Source organism: Paenibacillus sp. SC116, from assembly GCF_024733555.1.
Classification (GTDB): Bacteria; Bacillota; Bacilli; order Paenibacillales; family Paenibacillaceae; genus Paenibacillus_B.
Window position 1 is genome coordinate 110,688 of sequence record NZ_JANIOF010000005.1, and the last position, 26,569, is coordinate 137,256.

26 protein-coding genes are annotated in these 26,569 nt (G+C 44.2%); 4 read left to right on the forward strand and 22 right to left on the reverse strand.

Going from position 1 to position 26,569, the window contains the following annotated elements; translation table 11 throughout:
* Nucleotides 1-13 precede the first annotated feature (13 nt).
* The 8 genes from rsmH to NQ117_RS18780 form a co-directional block, all read right to left on the reverse strand.
* Nucleotides 14-967, reverse strand: a complete 954-nt coding sequence (rsmH, locus tag NQ117_RS18745) for a 16S rRNA (cytosine(1402)-N(4))-methyltransferase RsmH (protein ID WP_258279547.1) — start codon at nt 965-967, stop codon at nt 14-16.
* 72 nt (nt 968-1,039) lie between these two features.
* Nucleotides 1,040-1,471: a division/cell wall cluster transcriptional repressor MraZ gene (gene mraZ / locus NQ117_RS18750; RefSeq protein ID WP_144991370.1), complete on the reverse strand. Its 432-nt coding sequence runs from the start codon at nt 1,469-1,471 to the stop codon at nt 1,040-1,042.
* A 153-nt stretch (nt 1,472-1,624) separates the two neighbouring features.
* A complete protein-coding gene (locus NQ117_RS18755) occupies nt 1,625-2,605 on the reverse strand; it encodes a DUF4349 domain-containing protein (protein WP_258279548.1) in 981 nt (326 codons plus the stop codon).
* Nucleotides 2,606-2,737: 132 nt separating this feature from the next.
* The gene (locus NQ117_RS18760) at nt 2,738-4,012 is read right to left on the reverse strand and encodes an adenosylhomocysteinase (protein ID WP_258279549.1); all 1,275 of its coding nucleotides are present in this window, start codon (nt 4,010-4,012) and stop codon (nt 2,738-2,740) included.
* A 142-nt stretch (nt 4,013-4,154) separates the two neighbouring features.
* Nucleotides 4,155-5,786 carry a bacillithiol biosynthesis cysteine-adding enzyme BshC gene (bshC, locus tag NQ117_RS18765; RefSeq protein WP_258279550.1) on the reverse strand — a complete coding sequence of 544 codons (1,632 nt, stop codon included), beginning with the start codon at nt 5,784-5,786 and terminating at the stop codon, nt 4,155-4,157.
* A 219-nt stretch (nt 5,787-6,005) separates the two neighbouring features.
* Nucleotides 6,006-6,392 carry a DUF3397 domain-containing protein gene (locus NQ117_RS18770; protein WP_258279788.1) on the reverse strand — a complete coding sequence of 129 codons (387 nt, stop codon included), beginning with the start codon at nt 6,390-6,392 and terminating at the stop codon, nt 6,006-6,008.
* Nucleotides 6,393-6,415: 23 nt separating this feature from the next.
* On the reverse strand, nt 6,416-7,369 hold the full coding sequence (locus tag NQ117_RS18775) for a ketopantoate reductase family protein (RefSeq protein WP_258279551.1): 954 nt from the start codon (nt 7,367-7,369) through the stop codon (nt 6,416-6,418).
* Between the two features lie 143 nt (nt 7,370-7,512).
* Nucleotides 7,513-8,157, reverse strand: coding sequence for an RsfA family transcriptional regulator (locus tag NQ117_RS18780; RefSeq protein ID WP_258279552.1), 645 nt, complete (start codon nt 8,155-8,157; stop codon nt 7,513-7,515).
* A gap of 278 nt (nt 8,158-8,435) precedes the next feature.
* Between NQ117_RS18780 and NQ117_RS18785 the strand changes: the two genes are divergently transcribed.
* A complete protein-coding gene (locus NQ117_RS18785; protein WP_258279553.1) occupies nt 8,436-8,672 on the forward strand; it encodes a DUF2626 domain-containing protein in 237 nt (78 codons plus the stop codon).
* 90 nt (nt 8,673-8,762) lie between these two features.
* On the opposite strand, the gene NQ117_RS18790 is transcribed toward NQ117_RS18785, so the two are convergent.
* Nucleotides 8,763-9,878 carry an SAM-dependent methyltransferase gene (locus NQ117_RS18790; protein ID WP_258279554.1) on the reverse strand — a complete coding sequence of 372 codons (1,116 nt, stop codon included), beginning with the start codon at nt 9,876-9,878 and terminating at the stop codon, nt 8,763-8,765.
* Nucleotides 9,879-9,977: 99 nt separating this feature from the next.
* Here NQ117_RS18790 and NQ117_RS18795 point away from each other — a divergent pair, with 99 nt between their 5' ends.
* Nucleotides 9,978-11,093, forward strand: a complete 1,116-nt coding sequence (locus NQ117_RS18795; protein ID WP_258279555.1) for a hypothetical protein — start codon at nt 9,978-9,980, stop codon at nt 11,091-11,093.
* 97 nt (nt 11,094-11,190) lie between these two features.
* Here the strand turns inward: NQ117_RS18795 and NQ117_RS18800 are convergent, their stop codons facing one another.
* On the reverse strand, nt 11,191-12,615 hold the full coding sequence (locus NQ117_RS18800) for a type 2 periplasmic-binding domain-containing protein (RefSeq protein WP_258279556.1): 1,425 nt from the start codon (nt 12,613-12,615) through the stop codon (nt 11,191-11,193).
* 328 nt (nt 12,616-12,943) lie between these two features.
* Nucleotides 12,944-14,278, reverse strand: coding sequence for a PhoH family protein (locus NQ117_RS18805; protein WP_258279557.1), 1,335 nt, complete (start codon nt 14,276-14,278; stop codon nt 12,944-12,946).
* Nucleotides 14,279-14,433: 155 nt separating this feature from the next.
* On the opposite strand from NQ117_RS18805, the gene NQ117_RS18810 reads away from it, so the two are divergent.
* Nucleotides 14,434-14,958 (forward strand): YhcN/YlaJ family sporulation lipoprotein, encoded by a 525-nt coding sequence (locus NQ117_RS18810; RefSeq protein WP_258279558.1) that lies wholly within the window; start codon nt 14,434-14,436, stop codon nt 14,956-14,958.
* A gap of 218 nt (nt 14,959-15,176) precedes the next feature.
* Here the strand turns inward: NQ117_RS18810 and NQ117_RS18815 are convergent, their stop codons facing one another.
* From NQ117_RS18815 to NQ117_RS18865, 11 genes are all read right to left on the reverse strand, one after another.
* Complete coding sequence (locus NQ117_RS18815) at nt 15,177-16,337, reverse strand: LCP family protein (protein WP_258279559.1); 1,161 nt, start codon at nt 16,335-16,337, stop codon at nt 15,177-15,179.
* A gap of 12 nt (nt 16,338-16,349) precedes the next feature.
* Nucleotides 16,350-16,622: a hypothetical protein gene (locus NQ117_RS18820; RefSeq protein ID WP_258279560.1), complete on the reverse strand. Its 273-nt coding sequence runs from the start codon at nt 16,620-16,622 to the stop codon at nt 16,350-16,352.
* A 29-nt stretch (nt 16,623-16,651) separates the two neighbouring features.
* On the reverse strand, nt 16,652-16,936 hold the full coding sequence (locus tag NQ117_RS18825; RefSeq protein ID WP_028595843.1) for a YlaH-like family protein: 285 nt from the start codon (nt 16,934-16,936) through the stop codon (nt 16,652-16,654).
* 90 nt (nt 16,937-17,026) lie between these two features.
* A complete protein-coding gene (gene typA, locus NQ117_RS18830) occupies nt 17,027-18,859 on the reverse strand; it encodes a translational GTPase TypA (RefSeq protein WP_258279561.1) in 1,833 nt (610 codons plus the stop codon).
* 176 nt (nt 18,860-19,035) lie between these two features.
* Nucleotides 19,036-19,524, reverse strand: a complete 489-nt coding sequence (locus tag NQ117_RS18835; RefSeq protein ID WP_258279562.1) for a glutamate synthase — start codon at nt 19,522-19,524, stop codon at nt 19,036-19,038.
* A 214-nt stretch (nt 19,525-19,738) separates the two neighbouring features.
* Nucleotides 19,739-20,401, reverse strand: coding sequence for a TerC family protein (locus NQ117_RS18840; protein ID WP_258279563.1), 663 nt, complete (start codon nt 20,399-20,401; stop codon nt 19,739-19,741).
* A 59-nt stretch (nt 20,402-20,460) separates the two neighbouring features.
* Nucleotides 20,461-21,765 carry a tRNA uracil 4-sulfurtransferase ThiI gene (gene thiI, locus NQ117_RS18845; RefSeq protein ID WP_258279564.1) on the reverse strand — a complete coding sequence of 435 codons (1,305 nt, stop codon included), beginning with the start codon at nt 21,763-21,765 and terminating at the stop codon, nt 20,461-20,463.
* A gap of 9 nt (nt 21,766-21,774) precedes the next feature.
* Nucleotides 21,775-22,959, reverse strand: coding sequence for a cysteine desulfurase family protein (locus NQ117_RS18850; RefSeq protein ID WP_258279565.1), 1,185 nt, complete (start codon nt 22,957-22,959; stop codon nt 21,775-21,777).
* Nucleotides 22,960-23,176: 217 nt separating this feature from the next.
* On the reverse strand, nt 23,177-23,527 hold the full coding sequence (locus NQ117_RS18855; RefSeq protein ID WP_258279566.1) for a hypothetical protein: 351 nt from the start codon (nt 23,525-23,527) through the stop codon (nt 23,177-23,179).
* Between the two features lie 19 nt (nt 23,528-23,546).
* The gene (locus NQ117_RS18860) at nt 23,547-23,765 is read right to left on the reverse strand and encodes a DUF1540 domain-containing protein (RefSeq protein ID WP_258279567.1); all 219 of its coding nucleotides are present in this window, start codon (nt 23,763-23,765) and stop codon (nt 23,547-23,549) included.
* A gap of 133 nt (nt 23,766-23,898) precedes the next feature.
* On the reverse strand, nt 23,899-24,396 hold the full coding sequence (locus NQ117_RS18865; RefSeq protein WP_258279568.1) for a YpuI family protein: 498 nt from the start codon (nt 24,394-24,396) through the stop codon (nt 23,899-23,901).
* Nucleotides 24,397-24,612: 216 nt separating this feature from the next.
* Between NQ117_RS18865 and NQ117_RS18870 the strand changes: the two genes are divergently transcribed.
* Nucleotides 24,613-26,562 (forward strand): S8 family peptidase, encoded by a 1,950-nt coding sequence (locus NQ117_RS18870; RefSeq protein ID WP_258279569.1) that lies wholly within the window; start codon nt 24,613-24,615, stop codon nt 26,560-26,562.
* Nucleotides 26,563-26,569 lie beyond the last annotated feature (7 nt).

Below are 26,569 nucleotides of genomic sequence, written 5' to 3' on the forward strand. Positions count from 1 at the left end.
ACCATTACTCCTTTCAATCTAACTTCTCCGCGACTCGCAGTTTGGATGAACGCGATCTTGGATTATGCTCAAGCTCCGATTGGCTCGGAACGATCGGTTTACGATTTACGAGCTTCAGCACAGCTTTGGCTCCGCATGCACACATTGGAAGACCCGGAGGGCATTCACACGTGCCCACATAAGACTGGAATGTCTGCTTACAAATACGATCCTCTAGCGAATGGAACGTTATCACCGCAACTCGTCCGTCAGGCTTCAGACAGCGAATCGCTTGCTGTAACGCATCTTCAAAAGCAGCGAGCTCATCATTCACAGCTATTCGTAGTGCTTGGAAACTCTTCTTTGCCGGGTGTCCGCCAGTACGTCGTGCTGCGGCAGGAATCCCCTTCTTCACAAGCTCAGCCAGTTGGAATGTTGTTTCAATAGGCTGATTCTCTCTCTCTTCGATGATGACACGCGCAATACGACGTGAGAACTTCTCTTCGCCATACACGAATAAAATTTTTGCAATTTCAGCTTCAGACCACGTATTTATAATGTCATATGCCGTTAACAGCCCCTGTTGGTCCATTCGCATATCCAACGGAGCGTCGTGATTATAACTGAATCCACGCTCACCCTCATCGAGCTGTGGTGATGATACGCCAAGATCGAATAATATGCCGTCAACTTGAGGTATGCCGTCTACTTCAGGCACCCCAGCTTGTTTCAATGCTTGCTCTAAATGACGGAAGTTCGTCCGCACGAGCGTGACGCGATCCCAATATGCTGCAAGACGCTCTTTTGCATTGTCATGTGCCCAATCATCTTGATCAAGCCCAATTAATCTTCCTGCTGGCGATAGCTTAGAGACGATTAGCTCGCTATGCCCAGCTCCCCCTAAAGTACAATCTACATATATACCGTCAGGTCGAATGGCTAACCCATCTACCGACTCTTCTCTTAGAACCGTGACATGATGAAACAAGTAAACTCCTCCTACATTCCGTTTCCTTCTAGCTGTTGCCTTTGTTGAAGCATGGCTGGGTGATGCTTTTCGTTAGAAGTTAAAATCGACCAATGTTTCCGCAATTTCATTAAAGGCAGCAGCGGACTCATTGACATAGTGTTCCCAAGCTTCCTTGCTCCACACTTCTACTCGATTTTGCACGCCGATAACCATACATTCTTTCTCCAGCTTGGCATATTCACGTAGATGATTCGGAATGTTAACGCGGCCTTGTTTATCCCATTCACACTCAGAAGCACCTGAAAAAAAGAACCGAGTGAATGCGCGAGCGTCAGCTTTCATAAGCGGCAGCGCCTGCAGCTTATGCTCCAGTTGCTTCCACTGATCCATAGGATAAACAAACAAGCATTGGTCCAATCCTCTAGTCAATACAAATGTGGTTCCGAGGTTATCACGCAGCTTAGCAGGAATGATAAGGCGGCCTTTGTCATCGATACTGTGCTGATATTCGCCCATAAACATCGCCGACCACATCCTCCCTATTAATCACCACATGTCCCCACTTTCCACCACAACGCAATACTTATTCGCTATAAAATTAAAAAATCCTGCTTGGCAAGCAGGATTTTTGTTATTTCCTATTTATGTTAAGTTTTTATTATCCATATCACTTGTCTACTCTTTCTGTTTTGATGCGGCTCGAGAACGCCTTCTTCGCTTCACCATATACACGATTGGGAAGAGGAAAATTGCAAATACAATAACAAATGGCAGCAGCGCTACTGCCATAATAACGATCCCTTTTCCAAGTCCTACGAGCGCCTCCAAGCTACTATTAAGGGTACGTCCAATCCGTTCTCCAAACGCCTCTTCTAGTTTCTTCGCAGCAACGTTCTCCGATGACTCATAGACACGCAGCTGAATCGTGGACATCGAAACGAGATTGTTCAAATATTTCTGCCGCCCTAAAATCCTTTCAATTTCCTCCTGCGTTGTGGCAAGGGTATCGGAAAAACTGAGTAGGTCGTCCGCTTTCGTAGCTTTTTCGATATAAGCAAGCAATCGCGATTCAACCAGTCTCTTCGCCTTAAGTCTAGATTCCAGATCAACGTACTCCTCAGTCACATCTTGCGTGGTGTAGCTTCTTTCAAAACGTTCCACATCCAATTGTTCCAACATCGTCATGATCGCCTGAAACTTGTCAGCCGGTACCCGAAGCGTGTATACACCGCCATGCTCATAAGCATTTTGCGTATCTGAATATTCGGTAATATGCCCTCCTGCACGATGAATCAACTCGTTGATAGACGGCTTAGCGAGATCATACTCCTTTACTTCCATCGTAATTTCGGCTTTGTAGACGAGTTTGCGGTCTTGTGCTGCAGCTGTTTGTGTAACTAGCTCTGAATCTGCTGTTTGTTTATTTTCCGAATTTGAAGTTTCTGTCTGTATTTCATTTTTAGCCATCTCTTGTGCATTCTCATGAACCTTCCCTTGAATACCTAAGGTTTCAGACTTAGCATCCGAACTTACGGAACTTGTCGAACTGCCACCACAACCTGCCAACATCGACACGAGAATAAGTAGAAGCACGCATAAGTGTAACGGGAATCTACTCCATACCTTTCTCCTTTTCCTCTCTACAGGTTTATACAATGCTTATCCCCCTTACATTAAAATGTATAATTTTCCCTACAAATCTATCTCTAGACGCAAAAAGACACCGTGATGTTGCATCACGATGCCTTTTACAGTGTGCGAAGTCATAATCCTTTCTCAAAGAGAGGATTAATGCTCTTGCCAGCTATCTAAATATTTTTTCTGTTCTTCCGTCAACGTATCAATACGCATGCCAAGCGATTCCAGCTTTAAACGCGCTACTTGCTCATCAAGCTCATAAGGCACATTAGTGACATGTTGACCAAGGTCTTGGTAGCGGTCATTGACATACTTCAGGGACATCGCTTGAAGAGCAAACGTCATATCCATAATTTCCGCAGGATGTCCATCACCAGCTGCCAAGTTAACAAGACGACCTTCAGCGAGCACATAAATGCTGCGTCCGTCGTTTAATTTGTACTCTTCGATATTACGGCGAACGGTACGGATATTAGCAGAACGAACTGCCAATTCAGGTTTGTTGACCTCTATATCAAAGTGTCCCGCGTTGGATAGAATCGCTCCATCCTTCATTACATCATAATGTTCGCCGCGGATGATATCACGATTACCTGTAACCGTAACGAAAATATCCCCTAGCTTCGCAGCCTCTTCCATTGTCATGACACTAAAACCGTCCATGTAGGCTTCTACTGCTTTAATGCTATCAATTTCCGTAACGATAACTTGTGCTCCGAGACCTTTTGCACGCATCGCAACGCCTTTACCGCACCAGCCATAACCAGCAACGACAACCGTTTTACCCGCTACAACTAGATTGGTCGTGCGATTAATGCCATCGAACACCGATTGACCTGTTCCATAGCGATTATCAAACAAGTATTTACAGAATGCATCATTCACCGCTACCATCGGGAAAGCCAGTTGTCCTTCCTTCTCCAGCGACTTCAATCGCAAAATACCCGTCGTCGTTTCTTCAGCACCACCGCGGACTTGTGACCGCAAGTCTGGACGCTCAGAATGTAGAATCGTAATTAGATCTCCACCGTCATCGATGATCAAATCAGGTTTTGTCTCTAGTGCGTGAATAAGCAATTGCTTGTATTCCACCGGATCTGGATTATATTTTGCGAAAACCGTAATCCCATCTTCAACTAATGCTGCGCATACATCATCTTGAGTAGAAAGCGGATTGCTGCCAGTAATCGTTACCTCAGCACCACCTGCTTGAATGACTTTTGCCAAGTAAGCTGTCTTAGCTTCCAAGTGCAAGGATATCGTTACTTTCAAACCTTTAAAAGGCTGCTCCGCCTCAAATTGCTCGCGAATGCGGTTGAGAACCGGCATATGAGCTCGTACCCAGTCAATTTTCAAGTGTCCCTCAGGTGCTAATTGGATATCTGTAATAATGCTGTTTTGCAAAGCTTTCGTAGATGTCGACATACGTTACCCCTCCACATGTTTAAAATAAACGTCGTCTGACTTGCCTCTAGCTGCTAACACCATACATCTATGATCTAAAACAAAGAACATAGCTTCCCTAATCCACGGACTCTTCTACTCAAGTTGTATCCTTCACTAGTTGTTACATAGGTACGAGTCGATGTTCTCCTTGCCATACAACAGGTGCATCCATAATAACTTTGTACCAATCAGCTCCGTAGCGATTCTCGTAAAGCGCCATATTAAATACTCGCTCTTGCGGACGATCTAACGGCCATAAAGCGAGCTTTAGTCGCTCCCACTGTCTTAGCCCGGCTTCATGCTGCTTCTTCAAAGCATCCTGTGCTCGATTATGCAAATAATCGACCTGTTCCAGCACCTTATCACGATTCATATCGCCTAACTTGCCAAGAGTAGGGAGAGATTGATTCAATACGCTTAACAATTCTGCATACTGATGCTCCACATCTCCTCGCAGCTGAGCAAAGCGTTCATCCAGCTGTAGCTCGTCTTGGGATGTTAACCATTCATCTCGCTTAGCCTCATATTGATTGCAAATATGTTCGACTTGAAGCTCATACTTGTTCAGCAATTTCTGCAAGGTTCCCTCTACACAAGTAAAAGCCATACGTGGCCAGATGATTGGCATCTTCATACCAAGTGCATGGAACGCATCCTTCGTTTGTGCCCAATACGCAATCTCCCCCGCACCTAGTACAGTAGCGAGCACTGGGAATAAATATTCCTGCATGAGCGGTCTTGTCAGCACATTATTGCAGAATCGCTCTGGATGCTGCTCTGCAAGCTGCTCCAATTGAGCTTGCGAATATTGAATGGTTTGCTTTCTATCTGCAAATACACCGTTATGATGCATGAGCAAAACACGTTCACCTTGCTCTAGTACAAACAGATTGGCACTTTCTTCAGCATGTTCGGCCTGAACAGGATGTCCAGCTGCTTTCATGCTCTGCTCGCTTTGTACATAAGCTTTCTGAAGAGCATCCTGCTGTTGCACGATAGATTGGAACATCGGACCTTCTAGAGCCCGCATATTCTCATCAGCAGAATCAAGCAAGACAAGTCCCATTTCACCAAACATATAACCAAGCAGCCTTGCGCACGCCTCAGTCAGCGATGAACTCTCCTGCATTACCATCCGATAACGCTCCAACATAGGCGCCTTGAACTCAGTAGCAGGAAGAAGTTCTTCCAACTGCCCCACAACTGCTTCCCAGTCACTTTCATTTACTTGGTAGTGACTGACCGGCTGCCTACCTGAAGGTGAATGCTCCAAACGAATGCGCTGAATGCCAGATTGAGAGGAAAGCATATAGGTATGATTCACTTCATCAAAGTCGTGATCCTCACCTGCAAGCCAAAATACAGGAATAACCGGACGCACTAAGCGACGCTCCGCCTCCTGTGCCATTCGGATAATCGATATAGCCTTGTATACAACCAGCAGCGGACCAGCAAGCAGCCCTCCTTGCTGTCCACCTACAACAACAAGTGCCTGACTATCTTGAAGACGTTCCAGAGAACGTATCGCTTCTGGGTGATTATTCACCTTCTGTTGATACTGTTTAAGGACCTCTACTAGTTCTAAACGGTCTGCTCGCATATGTGCAGCTTCATCAACCCATGAGACGCGCTTATGCCAATCCTCATCGGGATGATATTCATAAAACTGCTCCACAACAACCTTATCTCGCTCTATGTAAAGTTTCGCTAATTGTTGTGATACGGGAACCGGCAAAGTATCCCAAGTTGTCATTATAAGCCGCCTCCTCTACAACCTTGATTTTACACATCGCTGCTTGACCCGTCAAAACAAAACATGCCAGATCCATCTAATTCCTAGACTCACTTAAGTAGAGCAACATGCGCAGCAACTTATAAAGATTTACATATGATATATGTGATTATTTCAGTTGTATTATGTATGGAATAAAAATATTATTGTTGTTTTGTCCTCGCCTTTATCATTTCATTACTACACAGCCTTCAAATATACGAACATCCCCATAAAGAACAAGAAGAAATAAAAAATAGCAAGCACTATAAATGAAATGCGCCATATTGCCCTCACAAGTCGCTTCACGTTAACCGTTCCACGTTTGCGGTGCATGGCCCCACCTAACAATCCAGCAGCCAAGAGCATAATGAGTATAATTCCATATAGGCCTGTACTAGATTGAAACACAACATTAAATAATCCTGCTACAGAAGCGATCAGAAATACATTCGTGATGTCTACAGCTAGAAGGAACGATTTCTTCTTGTTCTTTAGCCAAAATGCTGAAATGAACCATATTGCCACAAATGGAATAAACGGAAGTATGGTCAATGATATGAATGATTGAGAGATCCAATTCCACATCTTGGACAAGATTCACTCCTTTCCTACGATAAGAATGCCGGATCTAATGCCTGAATACTTCGGTAAAGATATCTTTGTGCCGGGGAATTGTATTGGTGCGCATCTGCAATCCGCAGCAACTGACCTGTAATCGCATCGATTTCAGTCGTGCGTTCAGCCAATACATCTGCAAGCATCGATGATGTATTGCTAGCAGTAGCGCGGCATACACGAATGAGGTTGTCCCACGCTTCATCTGCATGTACAGGAATGCCTTGCAAGCGATAAATAGCGATTACTTCCTCAAACACTTCTCGCATAAACTGAAGACGCTTTTCACTATGAAGCAGCTCACCATTACGCAGTCGGAGCAGCGCCGTCAAAGGATTGATCACTGCATTGATTATCAATTTTCGATAAATGTTATCTTCGATGTTGTTCGACACAAATGCCTGAAATCCTGCCTCTTGAAACAAATTACACCATTCAAGCACTTCATGATCGTTAGGATCAGTCGGGTTACCGAGCCAAGTCTCACCTTCGCCGGTATGGATAACTTCATGATGTGAGATCCGTTTCGCAGCCTCGGTCGTCACAGCCATGGCAAGCACTTTTTCCGAAAATATCTGCTTGAGCTTCTCACCATGCCCAATCCCATTTTGGAAGCAAAGTACGCTTCTAACGGTATCGACTGGCATTGCCGCCAGCTGCGTCATAAATGTATCGTTAAAGCTTGTTTGCTTAATGAACAGCCCAAGCCGCTTAATAGGTTCTTCCGACCGTTTCATCACGTGCTCAGCTTCATGAAAGGCATAAGCATGAATGCCCGTAAAATGCTGCCGAACCCCCTCTCTATCTACCAGAAATAAACCCTCTTGACGCAGCTGCTCTGCCTGTTCTGACGTACGTGTCCATAATCGTACTTGTTGGCCATCTTGCAGCAAGCGAGCCGTGAACATTAAACCGAGCGCCCCACCGCCAATAAGATCCCATTTCATTTTCTACCACCTACAACTTTCAGCCTATTTCATATGTTAGTTATAACAGACCTGTTTCCAAAACACAAAAGAAGTGAATATCATCCAACCTAATCGTTGGAAGTCATCCACTTCTTCTAGCGTGCTAGCTATTCGTAACCATTCTATTCTATACGTTCTAAATTACCATTTGCATCCATGCGAAATCTTGTCTTGTTGTCATCATCATCATCGGACAAAATCGCTAGACGACGCGCTCGATCCATAATTTGAATAAGAGCTTTATAGTCATCATTCACTGTACGATAATCCGTCTGAACCTCGTTTACTTGCTTAGACAAGTACTCTTTTTCCTTACTGATCTTTGCAAGTTTCTCTTCTTTGTCATACAATTCGCGCTCTAAGTGTTTCACTTGACGAGCAAGATCTTGGTAGTTGCTGCGCCACTGACGCAAAAAGCGTATTACCGAATCAATGGACAATGACTCTTCTGTGAAAGTTTCATTTTTCCCAGCTAACAAATCTGCATCTTCCAATGCAATGGAAGCAACCTGTACCCCGATTGGATGTTTCTTAACATAATTACGCTTTTGGCGCTGAGATTTAGCCAGTTGAATAGCAGTCTCATATTTTTTACGCACAAAACTGTTCCATCTGAATCCACAGGCTGCAGACGTTCTGCCAATACGTTCTCCTACTTCTTCAAAAGCAGCTAATTGTGTACTTCCTTCTCGTATATGCCTTAACGTTACCTCTGCCAAAATCAAATCATCATCCGCTGTCCATGCATCTTGTCTAATGGCTGTCATGCCACAACCTCCTAACAACACATCATTATTGCTCATAGTAAGCACCGCTTCATTTCATCTCTATGCACATGGTAGAGTTCATAGAATCTATCGGATACTAAAATGTATATCCACTTTTTCTAGGAAACATACGTGAAATGTACACGCTAATACACATAAAGCCAAAGAATATGAAAAAATCTTCAATTCATCACACTTGGCAGTTTACACCAATTGCGTCGAACGATATAATGTCAATAGAAAAGTTGGCAGCTTTTGTATGGAGAGGGGGATAAATCGTGGCACGAATGTTTCGCGTACTTGGATTTTGGACACTTATTATTGGTCTAATGGCCTACGCAGGCCACATGGTTGAAATGGCGTTGTTATTCTTCCTACAGACCGCCTTCTTTGTATTGCTTGGCTATTTAAAACTCACTGAACGTACATACATCTTGTCATTCTGGGGGTATATGTTAGTTAGCTTTACGGGCTTCTCATACTGGACAATATTCGAAATGAGCAACCCATTCTAACTCAGCCTCATTACTATCATGACTAGGAATGACAGCAACAAGCCCGGAGCTACCCGCTCCGGGCTTGTTGCTATTTCAGCAGATTTTAGTTTATCCCTTACTAATTGCCATCACTTTAAACCGTTCACTCATCTGGTCTGACAGAAGAAGCTGTCTAATTTTACGGTTGCTTCTTGCCTTTTCACTGAAAGGATCAGCATCTGAATGATTTTGCAGGAGATCGAGCACACCATTCTCTACAAGAAATTGCTTTTGATCCATACGAGGCAGAACCTCGCAGCCTGACAAAGAGGCAATGCGTTCAACTATATCGAAATCAACATCAGCCGTCATATCCTGATCGCCAGGAGCAGCGAAAGGATCATCATATGCCTGATGATTACGATAGCAAAGCAAACTTCCATTCATGCGATGCGCCGCCGTAAGCTGTCTTGTGCCGTCCCCATAATCAATAAATAACCCTTCACAATCAACGGAAGCTTGTAACACACGATCAAGCCACTCCGAAGCAGCTATGCCTGCATCATAAATCTGTCCCTCGTGTAAACTTATATCATGCAGCACAGCCCACTGGGAAACATAAGCCTCAGCTTCAGCCCACTCATATTCGAACATTGACTTCTCACGGTTCCAAATCACGTAAGCCTGTTCCAACTTACTGTTCCTCCGACGTATGCGTTCCACAGGAAAAGCATCCAATAGCTCGTTAGCAATGAAGAAAATAGGCATTTCTTCCGTTTGCTCGAAATAATTTTGCTCGTCCCAGCATACTACTGGAATAGGACATGCATTGTTGGCTAATCGCTCCTTGATCACACTGCGATGATAGGGACTAGATTCGACAATAACATACTCCATCGGGCGGCAATCGGAATGCTGTAGGATATCCAGCAACTGCTCTGCTAGCTTTCCGGTTCCTGCTCCCCATTCAACAATTCGATAAGATTTATCCTTCCATTCTCGTATCGAACACCGTAATTGAATATAACGTTCAATAATAAGAGCCATTGCATCTCCGACATATACACTCGTATAGAAATCACCAGCAGGACCTACTTTTTCACTGGATTTCGTATAATACCCTCCCTCCTGATCATATATGCAGCTTGACATATATATAGAAAAGGGCATACGATAGTCGGGAAATTGTGACAATCTTTGTTGAATTCGATGAATAAGACTAGACGATTGACTTGACGACAACATTACTGTTCATCCTTTCGTATTTGTCCTTGTTTGGAGCAGTAGATTCCTAACTAGGTCGACTAGCGATACAGATGCACGGTGTACATAAGGGGGCCCTCAATGCGACTAGGGAAACGCGCAACGAGCGCTTGTTTACGAATACTTATCCTTGTTCTCATTGCTTCAGCAATTCCCTTCTCTTCTCATGCACAGCCGACCAAGCCGATTCCATGGGACACTGCTAATGAATCATCCGAAATGAAGCATATTTTACAACAAAGCTTATCGATTCAAGAGCTGGATGCAGAGATTGCACGTGTAACGGCGAGAGAGCAAGAGGCGAGTAAACAAAGGCAACAGCTAGAAGAAGATTTGCAAATTCAGCAAGAACAGCTTCTACTAAAGCAAAAAGACGCAGGACGTGTGCTGCGTTCCTATTATGTTGGTGAACGTGATCTTATTTTGGAAGCTATATTATCATCTGGTGAGATCTCTGATCTATTTCTACTGCTGAATTACTATTCCTACTTAATGGAGTCTGATCATCGTATTTTATCGGGTTATCAAGCTAACGTACAACGTATTGATCAGCTTCGGAATGAGCAAGCCCTATTAGAGAAGGAACTCTCGCAAGTTCGTATCAACCTTGAAGCTCAGCGAAAACGCGTTATTGAACTTCAAGATAAACTTGATACGCAAATCACTTCTAGTTCGGATCCAGAAGCTATGAAGAAACTAGTTGAAGAATTTACGAAGTATTGGCAAAGTGTAGGGCTATTTGAAGTTCGGCATTACTTCAGAGCGATGGCTGATGCAATGCAGAAGCTGCCTGATTTCATAAAAGAAAATGGAAATATGAAGTCTAATGGACTCCAGTATACGCTCCGCATCAAAGACAGCGAGCTGAATGAGTTTCTGCGCCAACAAGATTCGATGTTTGATGATTTTGAATTTGTGTTCGATAAAGGTATCGTCACAGCTATCGGTGACCGAGAAGGGCTTCGTGTAGTCGTTCAAGGAAGTTATACGCTAGAGCAGGAGCCAGAAAATGCACTAAGATTCCATGTCGATCATCTTCAATTCAATGGACTTGAGCTTCCTGACTCGACACGCAAACAACTGGCGGAGCAGTTTGACCTTAGCTTCTATCCACAACAACTTGTCTCATTCATCCAAGCAACAGAGATTACAATCGACAAAAATGAAATGGTCGTCGTCTTAAAAGTGTCGCTATAATTCATTATTTATTTAACACCTATACAGCATAACTAGGCTAAGGCCCCAAAGTCCGTCAATCAACGATAGACATTGGGGCCTTATGCTTTGAAATCGTTCATGAAGCTGGCCTCAGCTTCCACAAGGCTTTGTATTCCTTCACTAATATGTCAGCGTTTACTTTTCCCTTCATCCACTCCCGTACGTTAATATGCCATCGCTCCAACTCAGAAGCGTGACGCAACGCCTCTTTGAGACGCATATCTGAATGAATATACACAGCTGGCAAATAACGATTCCACAGGTCCCATATTTCAATTTGCGAAGTACGACTTGCAGGCAATAAGAACGACGAATTCTCTAACACAACTTGCTGCTGTTTTGCATCCGTTACGAATTGGATCCAGAGCTTTGCCTCCTCCTCCATTTCGGTATGGGCAGGCACTATGTAACTCATACTTTTCACCCAAGTTCCATACGGCGGAGCTATGTCACGCGGCATTTCAACAGCGAGCATCTCACCTAGCCGAGGAGCAGCCTCCGAATAAGGTACTATAGCAAATCGCACATCCCCTTGATTAATCATTTCCCAAATACTTTTCTCATTTTTAGGTGATACAGGTTCAAATAGCGCCCGATAATTTTCCCATTCCTTCAACGTTTCCTGCCATGGATGCGCAGCTGATTTGCCTAGAGATTGATTATCCCGCTGCTTAATTACCGCATCGTCTGGCAATTCATTCTGCTTGTCATCACTGTCTGAGGGCATCGTGATGATACCTAGGCGCCACATCAACGCAAGAAGAGCATACGGATCCTGCTCCTCCCATGCAAACCATGGCAATGATACCTGCCTCTCATCGTTCTTGATAGACTGTTCCATCATGGATAATGTTGAACTCAACTGAGGACGAATGGACTGCATTTGGCCAAACATGTGCTCTTGTGGACCACGCATAGCAGCATGCCATTCCCTCGAGGAAATTGGTGGTTTTTCTATTCCTATTTGCGGTTTTAAAGCTACAGGGTTCCATACCAGCACATAAGGATCCATATAATAAGGTGTTCCCCATACATAACCATTCCAGCTTAGAACCTCTTTCAACCATTCTGGAGAATAAGCCCACGTTTCCACAGCCGGTTCTTGGGGCAGAAGTTTTCCAGTTAGAGCATATCGTTTGACTCGTTCACTTCGAATCATAATCACATCAGCACTTTCTTGAAGGGCTAATGACTGCTCCAAATCTTCGTTTATCTCCTGTTCCGTCCTGTTGCGCAAATCAACGACAATACCATGCTGCCGCTCGAACTGCCCACTTAGTTTCATTAACTCTTTAAATACTTCTTGTGACAAACTGACATCTATTTCGAGAGAAAGCCCTGCCTTGTCTATTGCTGATACAGGCTCATTATACTCCCCTTCGTCTTCTTCAGGCCGCGGTTGGTTCATCAACTGCTTCAGTCCGCTTCCGAATTGAGTAAGCAATACCAATAAAATAAGCGTCATGATACCTATAATAATCGTTCTTTTCGACTTCGGCATTCTATTCTCCCTTCTGGGTGTCATATGACGATATGACGAATTACCGATAAAACATTACTAACAATCTCGCATTCTTTATAATGCTTGCACCCTATCGTTCAAAGCGCATGTCTATTGTACCATTTTTTCACATTGTTGAATGTAAGATTTAACCTAAAGAGACATCCTTTAAGATGTCCTTGCTTGTTAATCCCTCTATATTTAATGCTAACAAATGTAATATGAGCATTCCTTGTCATCTCCAATGACTCATAAAAAATAGGTGTCCAAAAGTCTCAACGACTCAGGACACCCCGTTTATTTATGATCATTTTTAGTTTTATGTTATTTAAAGTAAATCTGCTGCAATTTGGGCCAGCTGCGAACGCTCTCCCTTTTCTAAAGTAACATGGCCGCTTAAGCCCTCCAATTTAAATCGCTCTATTAAATAGGTTAAACCGTTGCTTGCGGAGTCTAGATAGGGGTGATCGATTTGGGCAGGGTCCCCTACCAGTACAATTTTACTCCCTTCGCCTACACGAGAAACAATCGTCTTTACTTCATGCTTAGATAAGTTTTGCGCTTCATCAATAATTATAAATTGTCCTGGGATCGATCTGCCTCGAATATACGTCAGCGCTTCAACTTGAATATTGCTTAAGCCAACTAAAATTTTATCGATGTCGCCAGCCTTTTTCGTATCAAATAAAAACTCTAAATTATCGTATATAGGCTGCATCCATGGACGTAGTTTCTCCTCTTTTTCTCCTGGTAAAAAACCGATATCTTTGCCCATAGGCACAACAGGACGACCAATAAGCAGCTTCTTATATTTGCGCTCATCTTCTACCTTCATCAATCCTGCCGCGAGTACAAGCAGCGTCTTCCCTGTACCTGCTTTCCCTGCCAATGTTACTAATGGTATATCGTCATTAAGCAACAGCTCGATTGCCATACGCTGCTGCGCATTACGCACCGTAATCCCCCACACTGGGTCATTGCTGAGATATAGCGGCTCTAACCGTGTACAATCAACATTCACCTTTAATATTGCTGACTTGCTCGTTCCCATCTCGTCTTTCAAAATAACAAACTCATGCGGATGAAGCTTTAGCACAACATTCAAACTATTCACAGGTAAGAAGCGATAGCTGTAAAATTGATCGATTACAGATGGATGAACATGCAGGACTCGATGCCCTGTGTATAGCTCGTCGTTCGAAGACACACTTCGGTCTGACAAATAGTCCTCTGTCTGCAAACCGAGCACATCGCCTTTTACACGTACAAGCACGTCTTTACTAACGAGCACGACACTTTTTGGCTGTTCTAGCTGCTGCTGTTCCAGACTGTAATTCAAGGCTACTGCCAGGATGCGATTATCATTCGTCATTTCACCAAACAACTCCTGCACTTTAACGAAGCTCCGATGATTAAGCTCTACGATAAGTGACCCTCCATTCGGCAGCGGGACACCTTTATGCAGGCTTCCAGACTCCCTCAACCCATCAAGAAGTCGTGAAACTGTTCTGGCATTACGTCCAATCTCGTCGGCGAGGCGTTTTTTAGAATCGATTTCTTCAAGGACAGTAGCTGGGATAACAACCTCATGCTGCTCGAATGCAAATAAAGCATTCGGGTCATGCAATAGAACATTCGTATCCAATACAAATATTTTGGTCATAAAATCCCCTCCGATTGGTTTGTTCAGCGCTTTATCCAGTATGAGGGCAAGATGTCTATATACATAATTCATTGCACCGCCGCTCACACTATTAAGAGCGATTACCTGTTACCACTTCATGCAACATAGATGATACAGACGAAAGGAAGATCAGGATGCGGAAACTTATTTTGGCTGTCATTCTCATCAGCATATTGGGAGGCTGCGGTCCGAAGCAGCAGGCGGCTCCTTCCCCGCAACAGCAAGCTCAATATCATGCTGCTTCTCCTACTCAGCCAGGAGCACCTATGGATAGAGAGGCACTACGCACTCACTTAACAACTATCGCCAAACGAGTACCTGGCGTACAAAACGTGAACTGCGTTGTATTCGGAAACACTGCTATCGTCGGAATTGATGTAGATGCTAATTTGGATCGGTCACGTGTAGGCACAATCAAGTATTCCGTGGCTGAAGCATTGAGCAAAGATAAATACGGTGCGCAAAGCGTTGTAACTGCTGACGTTGATATGAATCAGCGTCTTCGAGAAATCGGGAATGATATTCGGAATGGATACCCCATCCACGGTTTTAGCAATGAATTAGCGGACATTGTAGGTCGCATCGTCCCACAGATGCCAAAAAGCGTGAAACAAATGAAGCAAACCGTAGAGCAGCGTTCACCGGCTCTTAACAAGTAATATGCGGACATCCTTCCGCTAAGCACAAAAAGCCTAACGGTTAACCGCTAGGCTTTTTGTATATAAGTACATATTATCGATCTCAACCCTTGTATAATCGGACATATTCAAACCTCCTAGTCAATACACCGTTTCTATACATTGTATTAGCGTGGAAGGCAGAACTTGCTTATGCTTTTGACCGAGCTTTACTTCGTCGAAATCGAATTCTCTGCTAATTAGCGTGATGGAGCTGAACTTGGTGTTGACTCACTACTATTCGCAACATTTTCACCAGCTGCTTGTTCAGGTGTAATCGATTTGCCATCCATTACATCTTTAAGCAATTGTTTAGCCAGTGCGAGCTTCTCTTCATTAATGTAGATATAAGGACTTTTCCAATCCCCGCCGACTGAAACATAGTGAATATTGTTGCGATTAATATCAATATATGTAGTAAAGGAATCGCGAATCTGGGTACTTGTCATATCAATCTTAAAATTATCAGCCAGAGCGTCGATAATATCCGTGACTTTGGAGAATCCGCCTAGAGATTGCATGTTGCCTACAAGCTCCTGCAATACCGCATTTTGACGAACGTTACGGTCTTCATCGGTTGTCTCCGGTGTTCTCGGACTACAGTTAGACTTCCGGTAACGTACCAAATCCAGCGCCTCTTGACCACTAAGGTCTTGCTGCCCTGCTTTTAGTTTGATATTTGTTCCGTCAGCTCGATCTCGATAGCACATATCTTGATCCACGTTCATACTTACACCACCAAGTGCATCAACGACTTGCACGAAGCCCTGGAAGTTGATTTCCATCGCATGATCGATATCTAGATCCATATACTTACCAAGCATAACCTTCATTTCTTCCATCGGTGTAGGACTATCCAACTGGCCTTTTTTGTGCAGGCTATGGAAGTTAGGATAGAAATGATTGAGCTTATCAGGACCGTATCCTGGAATCGCAAAGTGCGTATCACGCGGTAATGATACGAGCACAGCCTCCTTCGTTTCAGGATGCATAGCCCCCACCATGACAACGTCCGTACGCATACCCGGCAGTTCTTTGCGGTAGTCAACTCCCATTAGCACAAAGGAAAATGGCTCGGTTTGAGGCGCTAGCGTAGGTACAACCACTTGATTACCCACTCCACCTTTTTCCAAGGTTGATATGGTCGGCAGCTTATTATTGGCATACAGAACAAAATAGGTTGCTAATCCTATACCCGTAAGAACAAGCAGAATAATGCCCGTCAGCATGGCTTTCAACCATGTGGGCATTTTCTTTTTCGTAGATTTAGAACGAGATCTTGGATTAGATTTTGTACTTGAGTTGGGTCTTGATTTAGATTGTTGTGACTGTCTTGGCGGTAAAGGTGTGTTCACTTTCATAACTGACCTCACTTATTCATTGTATTTCGGGTTGGATTCAATATCATGCCACAGCTGCTCACATAAGTTTCTGTCGAACTCAGCTTGATTGATTTGTCCTTCACGCTCATAAGTGACGGTATACGTATTTTCATTGACTTGATCGGCTACGCTGGTCAACATGTGATCTTCATGCAGGATTTGAGCGAAGAAATCAAGCGTCTGCTTGGCTGCATCGTCGTTCGGACGATGCCGAACGACAATGACCATTTGCAGCCAATTGAACAGAGCGTCATGCAACTTCAAATTAACCCCTCCAGTCGATGAGGATACAATTACGACATATTTTGATGCTTCTTCTTCTGGCGTCCCTCTACGAAATAGCGAATACGAACCATAAACATAAGCACTACAGCTACAAACAAACACTGTATAATAGGCAGCTTGTCAATCTGCAGTACTAGCAGAATGAGACAACCTAGCGCCATCACAATATGAATAATAATCTCCTTTAGAAGGGGTAGCTTCTGGACCCGAAACACTTGGTTAAATATAAAAGCTACAAAGGCAAATATAAGCAAGTAGCTAATTAACATATGATCGGCAAACCATTGCTGCATAACGACTCCATCCTTTCAGCAAAGATAAGATTTGTCTTTACACAAGCTCTGCTCATCAACGAAAAATACGAATTCCCCGTTTAAGGTCTACTATGACTGAACTTTACGTTGCTTCTCCGCACGCTCACGTTCGTTTTTGTTGAGTATTTTTTTACGCAAGCGAATCGACTCTGGCGTAATTTCACAATACTCATCATCGTTCAAGTATTCAAGCGCCTGCTCCAAAGAGTAAGCACGAGGTGTTTTCAATCTAACTGTGTCATCTTTACCAGAAGAACGCACGTTAGAAAGTGCTTTTTCTTTACAGATGTTAACAACGATATCATTGTCACGAGTATGTTCACCGACAATCATACCTTCGTATACTTCTGTACCTGGGTTAAGGAACAAAATACCACGGTCTTCTACAGACAACATACCGTACATTGTTGATGTACCGTTCTCCATAGATACCAATACGCCTTGGTGACGACCGCCTACATGGCTGCCTGCATAAGGACCGTAATGATCGAACGCATGGTTCATAATACCGTAACCGCGAGTTAGCGTCAGATAAGAAGTACGGTAACCGATAAGACCGCGTGCAGGAATGATGAACTCCAAGCGTACTTGTCCATTACCATGGTTGATCATGTTGACCATTTCAGCTTTACGTGTTCCAAGGCTCTCCATAACAGCACCCATCGAATCTTCTGGGATGTCGATAAGGAGACGCTCCATTGGCTCCATCTTCTGTCCATCGATTTCCTTAATGATTACTTCAGGCTTGGATACTTGAAGTTCGTAGCCTTCACGACGCATATTCTCAATAAGAATACCTAGGTGTAGCTCACCACGACCAGCAACAATAAATGCGTCTGGGCTTTCTGTTTCCTCTACACGAAGGGAAACGTCTGTCTCCAACTCTTTCATCAAACGCTCACGAAGCTTACGGGACGTTACCCATTTTCCTTCACGGCCAGCGAAAGGACTGTTGTTAACTAGGAATGTCATTTGCAATGTTGGCTCATCAATGTGCAATACTGGAAGTGCTTCAGGGTTCGCCATATCTGCGATCGTTTCACCGATGTTGATTTCACGAATACCAGCAATTGCAACGATATCTCCCGCTGCTGCTTCTTCGCGCTCAATACGCTTCAAGCCTTGGAAACCAAACAACTTCTCGATGCGTGCTTGCTTCACTTGACCTTCACGGTTAATAACCGCAACCGGTTGACCTGCACGAATCGTACCACGGTTCACACGACCGATAGCGATACGGCCCAAGTATTCGTTATAGTCAAGCAACGTTACAAGGAACTGCAACGGCTCCTCTGGATTCTCTTGCGGGGATGGAATATGTTCGATTACTGTCTCGAACAAAGCTTCCATGTGATCGTCTTGCTGCTCAGGATTCAAGCTCGCTGTACCGTTTAATGCAGATGCATATACGACAGGGAACTCAAGCTGTTCATCGTTCGCTTCCAACTCAATAAACAGATCCAATACTTCGTCAATAACTTCACTTGGACGAGCATTTGGACGGTCAATTTTGTTAACAACAACGATTGGCGTCAAGTTGTGAGCCAATGCTTTGCGCAATACGAATTTCGTTTGCGGCATACAGCCTTCAAAAGCATCAACGACAAGAAGTACGCCGTCAACCATTTTCATAATACGCTCAACTTCACCACCGAAGTCAGCGTGACCTGGCGTATCTACAATGTTGATCAAATGATCTTTATACGTAATCGCCGTATTTTTCGCTAGAATCGTAATACCGCGCTCTCGTTCCAAGTCATTCGAGTCCATGGCGCGCTCGTGCACCACTTCATTGTTCCGGAAAGTTCCGGATTGTTGTAGCAGCTTGTCAACCAACGTTGTTTTACCGTGGTCAACGTGTGCGATAATTGCGATATTTCTGATCTTATTGCGCTCTTGCATACGTTCGATCTTTCCTTTCTATAGTAGCACATTTATAAAATGGGTCGTCTTATCGGTTGGCTCTGTACAGTCCACTCAGTCCGTTATCACAATAATTGCGTGAAGAAGGCGCCGTCAACCGGCGCCGTTCATGTGAATTAAATCGTTCAGAACGAAGTGCTGCTGGCTTGCTGCCTTTATCGACGTATCTTTGACATACCGCCGAAGATGAGCAATGCCCCCACAACGATTAGCCCGAATGCGATCAAGTATACGCTAATATTCACAATTAGCGTAAGCACTAGCAGCAATATACCTGCTCCTCCCAACACAACAGCGGCCTGCCATGCCCTTGGTGATGGGTAAGATTCCAGTCTGCTATAGCCGTATAGCCCTAGAGCTAATCCAATTAGGATAAACGGCCATAAGTAACGGAACAATTCCCATGAAATCCAATGGCAAACCATGAACAACAGCCCGTATACGAGCAATGTTCCACCAGGCACAAATGCTATTGGAGGAAGTATTCTACTCCTAATGAGCCAGACAAGGCCTGCTCCCACCAAGAATAAAAATAACGGCCACATCGTCCCGCCTACAAAATTAAAAAAGCCCCATTTGCCAAGCAGGATGAACAATCCCGCAGCTAGTATGAAAATACCGATAACGGGTTCTTTTCTGGACATACCATTCACCTCTGACGACCATTAATCAACCATCTTTAGGATGGCGGACACGGTACGACGATATTCGCGCCCATTTATCCTTACTAGTTTATATGAAACGTACCAAAAATACTACCTTACCTCATAAAAAAACTTCCTCCATCATCTAAAATGCTTAGATGGTCTGGAGGAAGCAGCATTTCTTATATATTCAGGATGCAGCCGCCTTCTCCTGTTACATCGATGGTTTCGGACGAGATCGGAACCAAATCCCAAGTACTAAGACTAATAACGCCAGCGCCCACGGAAGCGTTTCTTTAATCCCATCCCAGGTCGGCAGCCACAGCAGCAGTTTTTCGTCAGATGCCATCATTTTACCAGCTGTATAGCCTAATATTCCTGCACCTGCATAAACGAGAGCTGGAAACTTCTCCAACCAACGGCTGACAAGCGTACTCCCCCATACGACGATTGGAATGCTTAATGCGATCCCGATGACTAGATATGGAAAATGCCCCTCCGATATAGCCGCAATCGCGAGCACATTATCCAGACTCATAATTACATCTGCTGTTAAGATGGTGCCAACGGCACTCCTTAAGCTAGTTGTATTTCGTTCAGAAATAGCATGACTATTTCCATCCCCAAGCAATTGAATAGCAATGACGAATAACAAAATTCCTCCTACCGCTTGCAACAAAGGAATGTCCATTAACCAAAGAGCGACCACTGTCAATACAATTCGGAGGATGACTGCTCCGGCAGCCCCCCACCAGATCGCTACTTTGCGCTGTGCCTCAGGGAGATGCTGCGTCGACATCGCGATGACTACTGCATTATCTCCACTAAGTACCATATTAATTAATAAGATCTCGATTAGAATCCATAATGAATCCAATGTGGTCCCCTCCCTTGTTGTACAGTTGTATGTTGTACAAGCAGGAGGTATGACGATTATTAGAACCAATCTCCAATCGATTGATCATTTGTATTCTTATTAACGTTCAATTCAGCAGGTATAGATGAAGCTTCAAGTTCATTTTCCCCATCGTTCTCAGGAGTTGTCTGTGGTGCCATACCACCGCGGTTAGCGCGCAGTACTACTGTATCTGTCTCTTCCACAGCTTTATCAATCAACTCGTCCAATTCTGGTATCGACGCCTCAACTCGCTCCAACACTTTTAGGTTTGGATTTGTGGCTGGAGACTTAGGAACGAAGAGCGTACAGCAATCCTCATATGGCAAAATAGATAACTCGAATGTGCCGATCGCTTGTGCAATACGCACAATTTCTTCTTTATCCATCGTAACGAGCGGACGAAGCAGCGGCAAATCAGTCGCTCTTCCGATAACGTTCATACTTCCTAACGTTTGGCTTGCGACTTGACCTAAGCTATCACCTGACACGATAGCAAGCGCTTTATGTTTATCAGCCAGCTTTGTCGTAATACGCAAGAACGCACGACGCATCAACGTAATTAGAACATTTTCAGCATTCGCTTGATGCAAGCGTGTTTGAATTTCTGTAAAAGGCACCATATGTACCTTTACTCTGCCCGAGTAGTTAGCCAATACTTGTGCCAAATCAAGCACCTTTTGCTGGGCACGCTCGCTTGTGAACGGGTAGCTGTGGAAGTGAACAGCTTCAATCTCCAGTCCTCTGCGCATTGCCTGATATCCTGCTACAGGGCTGTCGATACCGCCAGACAGCAACAGCATACCTTTACCATTCGTACCATATGGGAATCCGCCAACTGCCGGAAATACTTCTGAAAAGATATACGTATTCTCTTCACGCACTTCAACGGTTACCTTAAGTTCTGGATTACGGACATCTACCGATAACTGCTCGAATTCACGCAGCAAGGGTGCTCCAACTAAATGATTCAACTCTTGAGAAGAATGAGGGAATCCCTTCCAAGCTCGACGACCGACCACTTTGAATTTCGTTCCCGGCTGCGGATCATACTCATGCATCATCGCTAAGGCCGTCTCGATAATTGGCTCAAGGACAGATGGCGCCACCTTCACCGGACTAATGGATACGATACCAAATACATGACGCAATACCGCGATGAGAGGCTCAACTTCCTCTCCATTCAGCTCAACGTATAGTCTGCCATATTCTTTAATTAGCTTAGTATTCGCAAATGGCTTCAGCACTTCTTTTACATGCCGATAGGCTGCCTTTTCAAACTTATTTCGATTGCGTCCCTTAATCGTAATTTCTCCGAAACGCAGCAATAACATATCATAAATCATTACTTATACCTACCTTTCCCGCTGTACAAGCGGCTTTAACCGCTCAACTGTTTCCTTTAACGCACTACCTATCCGATCAATCTGCTCTATTGTCATAGATGCATCCATACTAATCCGCAGGCCGCTCGCAGCGACGCGCTCATTATGTGTCTGTGCCAACAGCACTCGGCTTGGCTTATGAAGCTTAGATGAACAAGCTGACTGCGTTGACAACACAATTCCCTGCTCCTCCATCGCATGAACGGCTACTTCTGCCTTCATCCCCGGAAAAGAGGCATTAATAATATGTGGAGCACCAAGCGGATATGCAGGGCTGTTAAGCACCAGCTCAGGTATTTCACGAATGTGCTTCAACATACGTTCATTTAGTATCAGCAGCTTCTCTTCATCTTTAGCTTGTGCTTCTACCGCCATACGTACCGCTTTGGACATAGCCAATATGCCAGGCACATTAGAAGTACCCGCACGCAAGCCAAACTCTTGCACGCCCCCATGAATAAGCGGTGTAAGCTTCAAGCTGCCACGCTTAACAAGTATCCCCATCCCTTTAGGACCGTGGATTTTATGTCCTGACAAGCTGTATAGATGGGCATTCCAATCTGCGAGTTCTACAGACAGCTTTCCTAGCCCTTGTACCCCATCCACATGAAATACAAGCTTAGGATAGCGAGCAACCAGCTGGCCAATTTCGCGCAAGGGCTGCACGGCTCCAGTTTCGTTATTTACATGCATAACACTGAGCAGCACCGTATGAGGTTTAATCAACTGTTCTAGCTGCTTCAAATCGACACGCCCATTTTTATCAACAGGTGCGATACTAACTTCTACACCTTCGAGCTTCAACTGCTCATAACAAGCATATACGGACGGATGTTCTACCGCAGATACAATCGCATGAACAGGATTGCCAGCTGCTGCTAATCGCATTGCCTCACGAACGACACCGAAAATAGCCATATTATTGCTCTCCGTCGCCCCTGAGGTGAATATTACTTCTTGTGGCTGAACATGTAGAACCTGTGCAACGATACTGCGTGCACGCAGTACTAATTGATCAGCTTGTCCGCCTAACTCATGTATAGAAGATGGATTCGCATAAATACGCTCCATCACTTCTGTCATCGTACGAATGACCTCAGGATGAGGAGGGGTTGATGCGCTATAATCCGCATAAATGATGTCGTTTGCTTTCATATCCTCCTGACTCCTCCTTTTCACAACAAAAAAGATCAAAACGGCTTATTCGACTACCGTTGTTGATCCCAGCCTAATATGTTCCTTGGAACAGTATTTATTGTACACGTATTCACGTTATTTCACCATCTTTTTATCCCCTATGCCAATGACAAAAGGAGCAGCAGTACACTCCTGCCTGCTCCTCCAGCACTGTTGCTCCATACATTAAGTTATATCAGGTAAAAAATATGAAATGGATCAAAATTGCCGCTGCGCCAATAATCATTGCAGTTGCCCCTGCTGAGCGACTTCCTTGATAAATGGACATAAAACCGAGTGCTATGCTGGTCAAGCCTAGAATGTATGGAAACATAAAGAGCGAAGCTATCGCAAAGCCAATCGCTGTGTATCCAAGTCCACTTGGTACATCAGCTTCCCGCTTCTCATCAGCAACCCTGAAATCTTGAGCTTCATTTCCCATAAGCTCATAAGCGCTCTCAATGTGGTACTCCCGCTGATCTTGCATAGAATTCTGATTACGATTTCGATTCCGCTTCAAACGACGATCATGCTTTTTATGAGACATAGTTAGCTCCCCTTTTCAATTAGGAAGTTTTCGGCTTGAACGTCAAGCAGCAAGTCACAGAAGACTCTGAGGCGTGATCTTGATGCAAAACACCTAATTCATCTGCGTACTCTTCTTTGGAGCTTTTGTGACTATGCGCATCAATATCAATCTGAATGGAATCAGCATTACACATATTACCATCACCCCAGAACGTACAGTTAGCTACCGTACATCTAACCGTTGGTTGAACGGACATATAACTTCACCTCCACTAACAGGTTGTCCGTCGCTGGGGAGGCATACTCGCATAACGAGCTGGTAGTTGTTATCGTGCATAAAAAAAGAACGTGCCGAGACAAAAAGTTCGGACGTTCTTGATTACATCTATATTATTTATTGCTTTGCATTTTACGTTGTGTTAAATAATCATTTTCATAATAAGCTAGCTCATCGCGCAATTCTTCGAACATTTTCGTAATATTCAATATAATATCACTTGCTACACGAATAGGCTTCTTACGGAAACGAATCGCTTCTTGCCCTGTGTACGCATAACGACCATCTTCGGAATAGCATTCATTTTTCGGATAAAAGAATGCGTTCACGACATGATGATATACCTCATACAAAGACCGTTCTGCAAAGTTCGTATCAAAATTCGCTCGACGAAGAGTAACACCCAACTTCTCATAGCTTACTTCTGAGAATACGAGCAAGTGGCGTAGATCAGACAAAAATCCTCTGTAGAAACTAACGATTTCTTCATCTTGCTCGCTGCCTACCAGCTCCTGCAAACTGTACGTATTTAAAAATGGCTCTACTTGATCGATAACGGACTTCAGCTTCTCTCTAGACGCTTCACACAGCTGCTTAACATTAGCTGGCATGGAATGCTCCCCCTTAACTTGGCCCTATCACTTAGACGATTGTTAGGTACTATTTATAATGAAACCAAACTACCCACATCCTACCACATTCCAAGAGAAAAAGGTACTCCTTTCCACCTATTTAGGCAAGAAGAATAAAAAGACCCAAGAACTCTCAAGCTATGACAGATGTAACAACGTCAACGGACAACTTGAATGATTTATGGAGGGATTACCATGCGTCGTGGTACAGCGATTGGCTTGTCTTTATTAGGAGCAACCATTGTCGTCGTTCCTTTACTTTGGAACAGTATGTCTAGCAATCAGCAGCCAGCCCGAGTACAATCTGCTTCTCAAGAGAAACACTACAAACTCAACACCGTACATCAAGACATGAAGGTAACAGAGCGATTGCTGTCAACGGATACGAAACAAGCCATGCATCGCGCACTTAGCCAATGGCCGTCCAAAGATCAAAATCATATAAAACTGAAAATGGACCGTTTCCGAGAAAAATATCCGCACTTCGTATACACGAGTTGGGTGAATCAATCGGCTGGAGCTCATGTGCGCAGTGGTTCTATACCTGATGCAAGCCAACATGACAAACAAGCGACGAAAGAACAACTTGCAGGTTACGTGCACAAAGCGGAAAATGCTGTTACAAAAAAACAGTCTTATCGATCACCAGAAGTTGTGCTCAATGGCAAGCAATATGTTGTGCAAGGCTATCCGAGTCCTGCAACAAATGGTGGCATTGTCACCGTCGTCAGCCAACATGTTATTTATCAAGTGCATAATCATCAACAGCGCAATCTGCGAGTAGTCCCTTATCCTCCTGAACACAAATATCGGGTCAAATCCGTAGATACCAATACGAAAAAAGATGTGAAAGTCGCAGATGGTGAGGACAATCAGGGTACAAGTCACTATTACACAGATGAAATCGTCGTACGCTTTAGACAGCAGCCTACTGAGCAGCAACTAAATCGCATGCGTGATGATATACGTGCTACAGCAGTGAAAAAAGTAGGTAATGCCTACGTATTTCAATCCAAATGGATGGAAACAGAGCGACTGCAGCAATACTTTGCTTCTTATAACCCGCTCTATGTGGAACCCCATTACTTATATTTGACGAACGATCTAAAACGAAGTGATGGGACACCGACAAGCCTACATGCAACGCCATTACGCGATCGTTTTGGAAGAGATAACCGAGCACCTAGAGCAAATAACACGGCAGAAGCCGACCCGAATGACGTGCTGTACAAGCCTTATCAGTGGAATTTGCCATTAATTAAGACAAACAATGGCTGGTCCCTAACAAAAGGACGCGAAGATGTTATTGTTGCTGTAGTCGATACTGGTGTGGACCTTAAACACAGTGATTTGAAAGACAAGCTGCTGCCTGGCTATAATGCGATCGATCGCAATGCGAAGCCGCAAGATGATGTCGGGCACGGCACTCATGTAGCAGGTATTATTGGTGCCTCTGTTAATAATGAGGAAGGAATCGCCGGTATGACTTGGTACAATAAAATATTGCCTGTCAAAGTACTTGATAGTTCAGGTTCTGGCACATCGTACTCGGTAGCTGAGGGAATTATCTGGGCAACGGATAATGGGGCTAAAGTAATCAACCTTAGTCTTGGCAATTATGTAGATGGAGCTTTGCTCCATGATGCAGTGCGCTACGCCCATGAAAGAGATGTTGTCCTTATCGCAGCGACGGGCAATGACAATACAAGTCAGCCAGGCTATCCTGCTGCGTATCCTGAAGTGTTCGCGGTATCTGCTACCGATTCGAATACTGCCAAAGCATCGTATTCCAACTATGGCAATTATGTCGATGTCGTAGCACCGGGCACATCTATCGCCAGCTCCTATACGAATAATCAATATGCTGCTTTGTCGGGAACGTCAATGGCCAGCCCTCATGTATCTGCACTGGCTGCCTTGATACGTTCGGTTAATCCTGGCCTGAAAAATACCGAAGTCTATGATATTATGCGCCAAACAGTGAATGACTTGGGTACAAAAGGAAAGGACAGTTATTACGGATATGGACAAATTGATGTAGAGCGTGCACTTCATCTTGCAACGCAAAGTACTCACTCTTTGTCGCTATACCCACAAAATGTTCAACGTGAACTGAAACGAACTGCTGTTGAGTTTGATCGTTAATAGTTAA

Bases quoted from the DNA above. Each gene is read 5' to 3' on its own strand.
- mraZ (WP_144991370.1), bottom strand. From the start codon at position 1,471: ATGTTTATGGGCGAATATCAGCACAGTATCGATGACAAAGGCCGCCTT.
- NQ117_RS18760 (WP_258279549.1), bottom strand. From the start codon at position 4,012: ATGTCGACATCTACGAAAGCTTTGCAAAACAGCATTATTACAGATATC.
- bshC (WP_258279550.1), bottom strand. From the start codon at position 5,786: ATGACAACTTGGGATACTTTGCCGGTTCCCGTATCACAACAATTAGCG.
- NQ117_RS18770 (WP_258279788.1), bottom strand. From the start codon at position 6,392: ATGTGGAATTGGATCTCTCAATCATTCATATCATTGACCATACTTCCG.
- NQ117_RS18775 (WP_258279551.1), bottom strand. From the start codon at position 7,369: ATGAAATGGGATCTTATTGGCGGTGGGGCGCTCGGTTTAATGTTCACG.
- NQ117_RS18780 (WP_258279552.1), bottom strand. From the start codon at position 8,157: ATGACAGCCATTAGACAAGATGCATGGACAGCGGATGATGATTTGATT.
- NQ117_RS18790 (WP_258279554.1), bottom strand. From the start codon at position 9,878: ATGTTGTCGTCAAGTCAATCGTCTAGTCTTATTCATCGAATTCAACAA.
- NQ117_RS18795 (WP_258279555.1), top strand. From the start codon at position 9,978: ATGCGACTAGGGAAACGCGCAACGAGCGCTTGTTTACGAATACTTATC.
- NQ117_RS18800 (WP_258279556.1), bottom strand. From the start codon at position 12,615: ATGCCGAAGTCGAAAAGAACGATTATTATAGGTATCATGACGCTTATT.
- NQ117_RS18805 (WP_258279557.1), bottom strand. From the start codon at position 14,278: ATGACCAAAATATTTGTATTGGATACGAATGTTCTATTGCATGACCCG.
- NQ117_RS18810 (WP_258279558.1), top strand. From the start codon at position 14,434: ATGCGGAAACTTATTTTGGCTGTCATTCTCATCAGCATATTGGGAGGC.
- NQ117_RS18815 (WP_258279559.1), bottom strand. From the start codon at position 16,337: ATGAAAGTGAACACACCTTTACCGCCAAGACAGTCACAACAATCTAAA.
- NQ117_RS18825 (WP_028595843.1), bottom strand. From the start codon at position 16,936: ATGCAGCAATGGTTTGCCGATCATATGTTAATTAGCTACTTGCTTATA.
- typA (WP_258279561.1), bottom strand. From the start codon at position 18,859: ATGCAAGAGCGCAATAAGATCAGAAATATCGCAATTATCGCACACGTT.
- NQ117_RS18835 (WP_258279562.1), bottom strand. From the start codon at position 19,524: ATGTCCAGAAAAGAACCCGTTATCGGTATTTTCATACTAGCTGCGGGA.
- thiI (WP_258279564.1), bottom strand. From the start codon at position 21,765: ATGATTTATGATATGTTATTGCTGCGTTTCGGAGAAATTACGATTAAG.
- NQ117_RS18850 (WP_258279565.1), bottom strand. From the start codon at position 22,959: ATGAAAGCAAACGACATCATTTATGCGGATTATAGCGCATCAACCCCT.
- NQ117_RS18855 (WP_258279566.1), bottom strand. From the start codon at position 23,527: ATGTCTCATAAAAAGCATGATCGTCGTTTGAAGCGGAATCGAAATCGT.
- NQ117_RS18860 (WP_258279567.1), bottom strand. From the start codon at position 23,765: ATGTCCGTTCAACCAACGGTTAGATGTACGGTAGCTAACTGTACGTTC.
- NQ117_RS18865 (WP_258279568.1), bottom strand. From the start codon at position 24,396: ATGCCAGCTAATGTTAAGCAGCTGTGTGAAGCGTCTAGAGAGAAGCTG.
- NQ117_RS18870 (WP_258279569.1), top strand. From the start codon at position 24,613: ATGCGTCGTGGTACAGCGATTGGCTTGTCTTTATTAGGAGCAACCATT.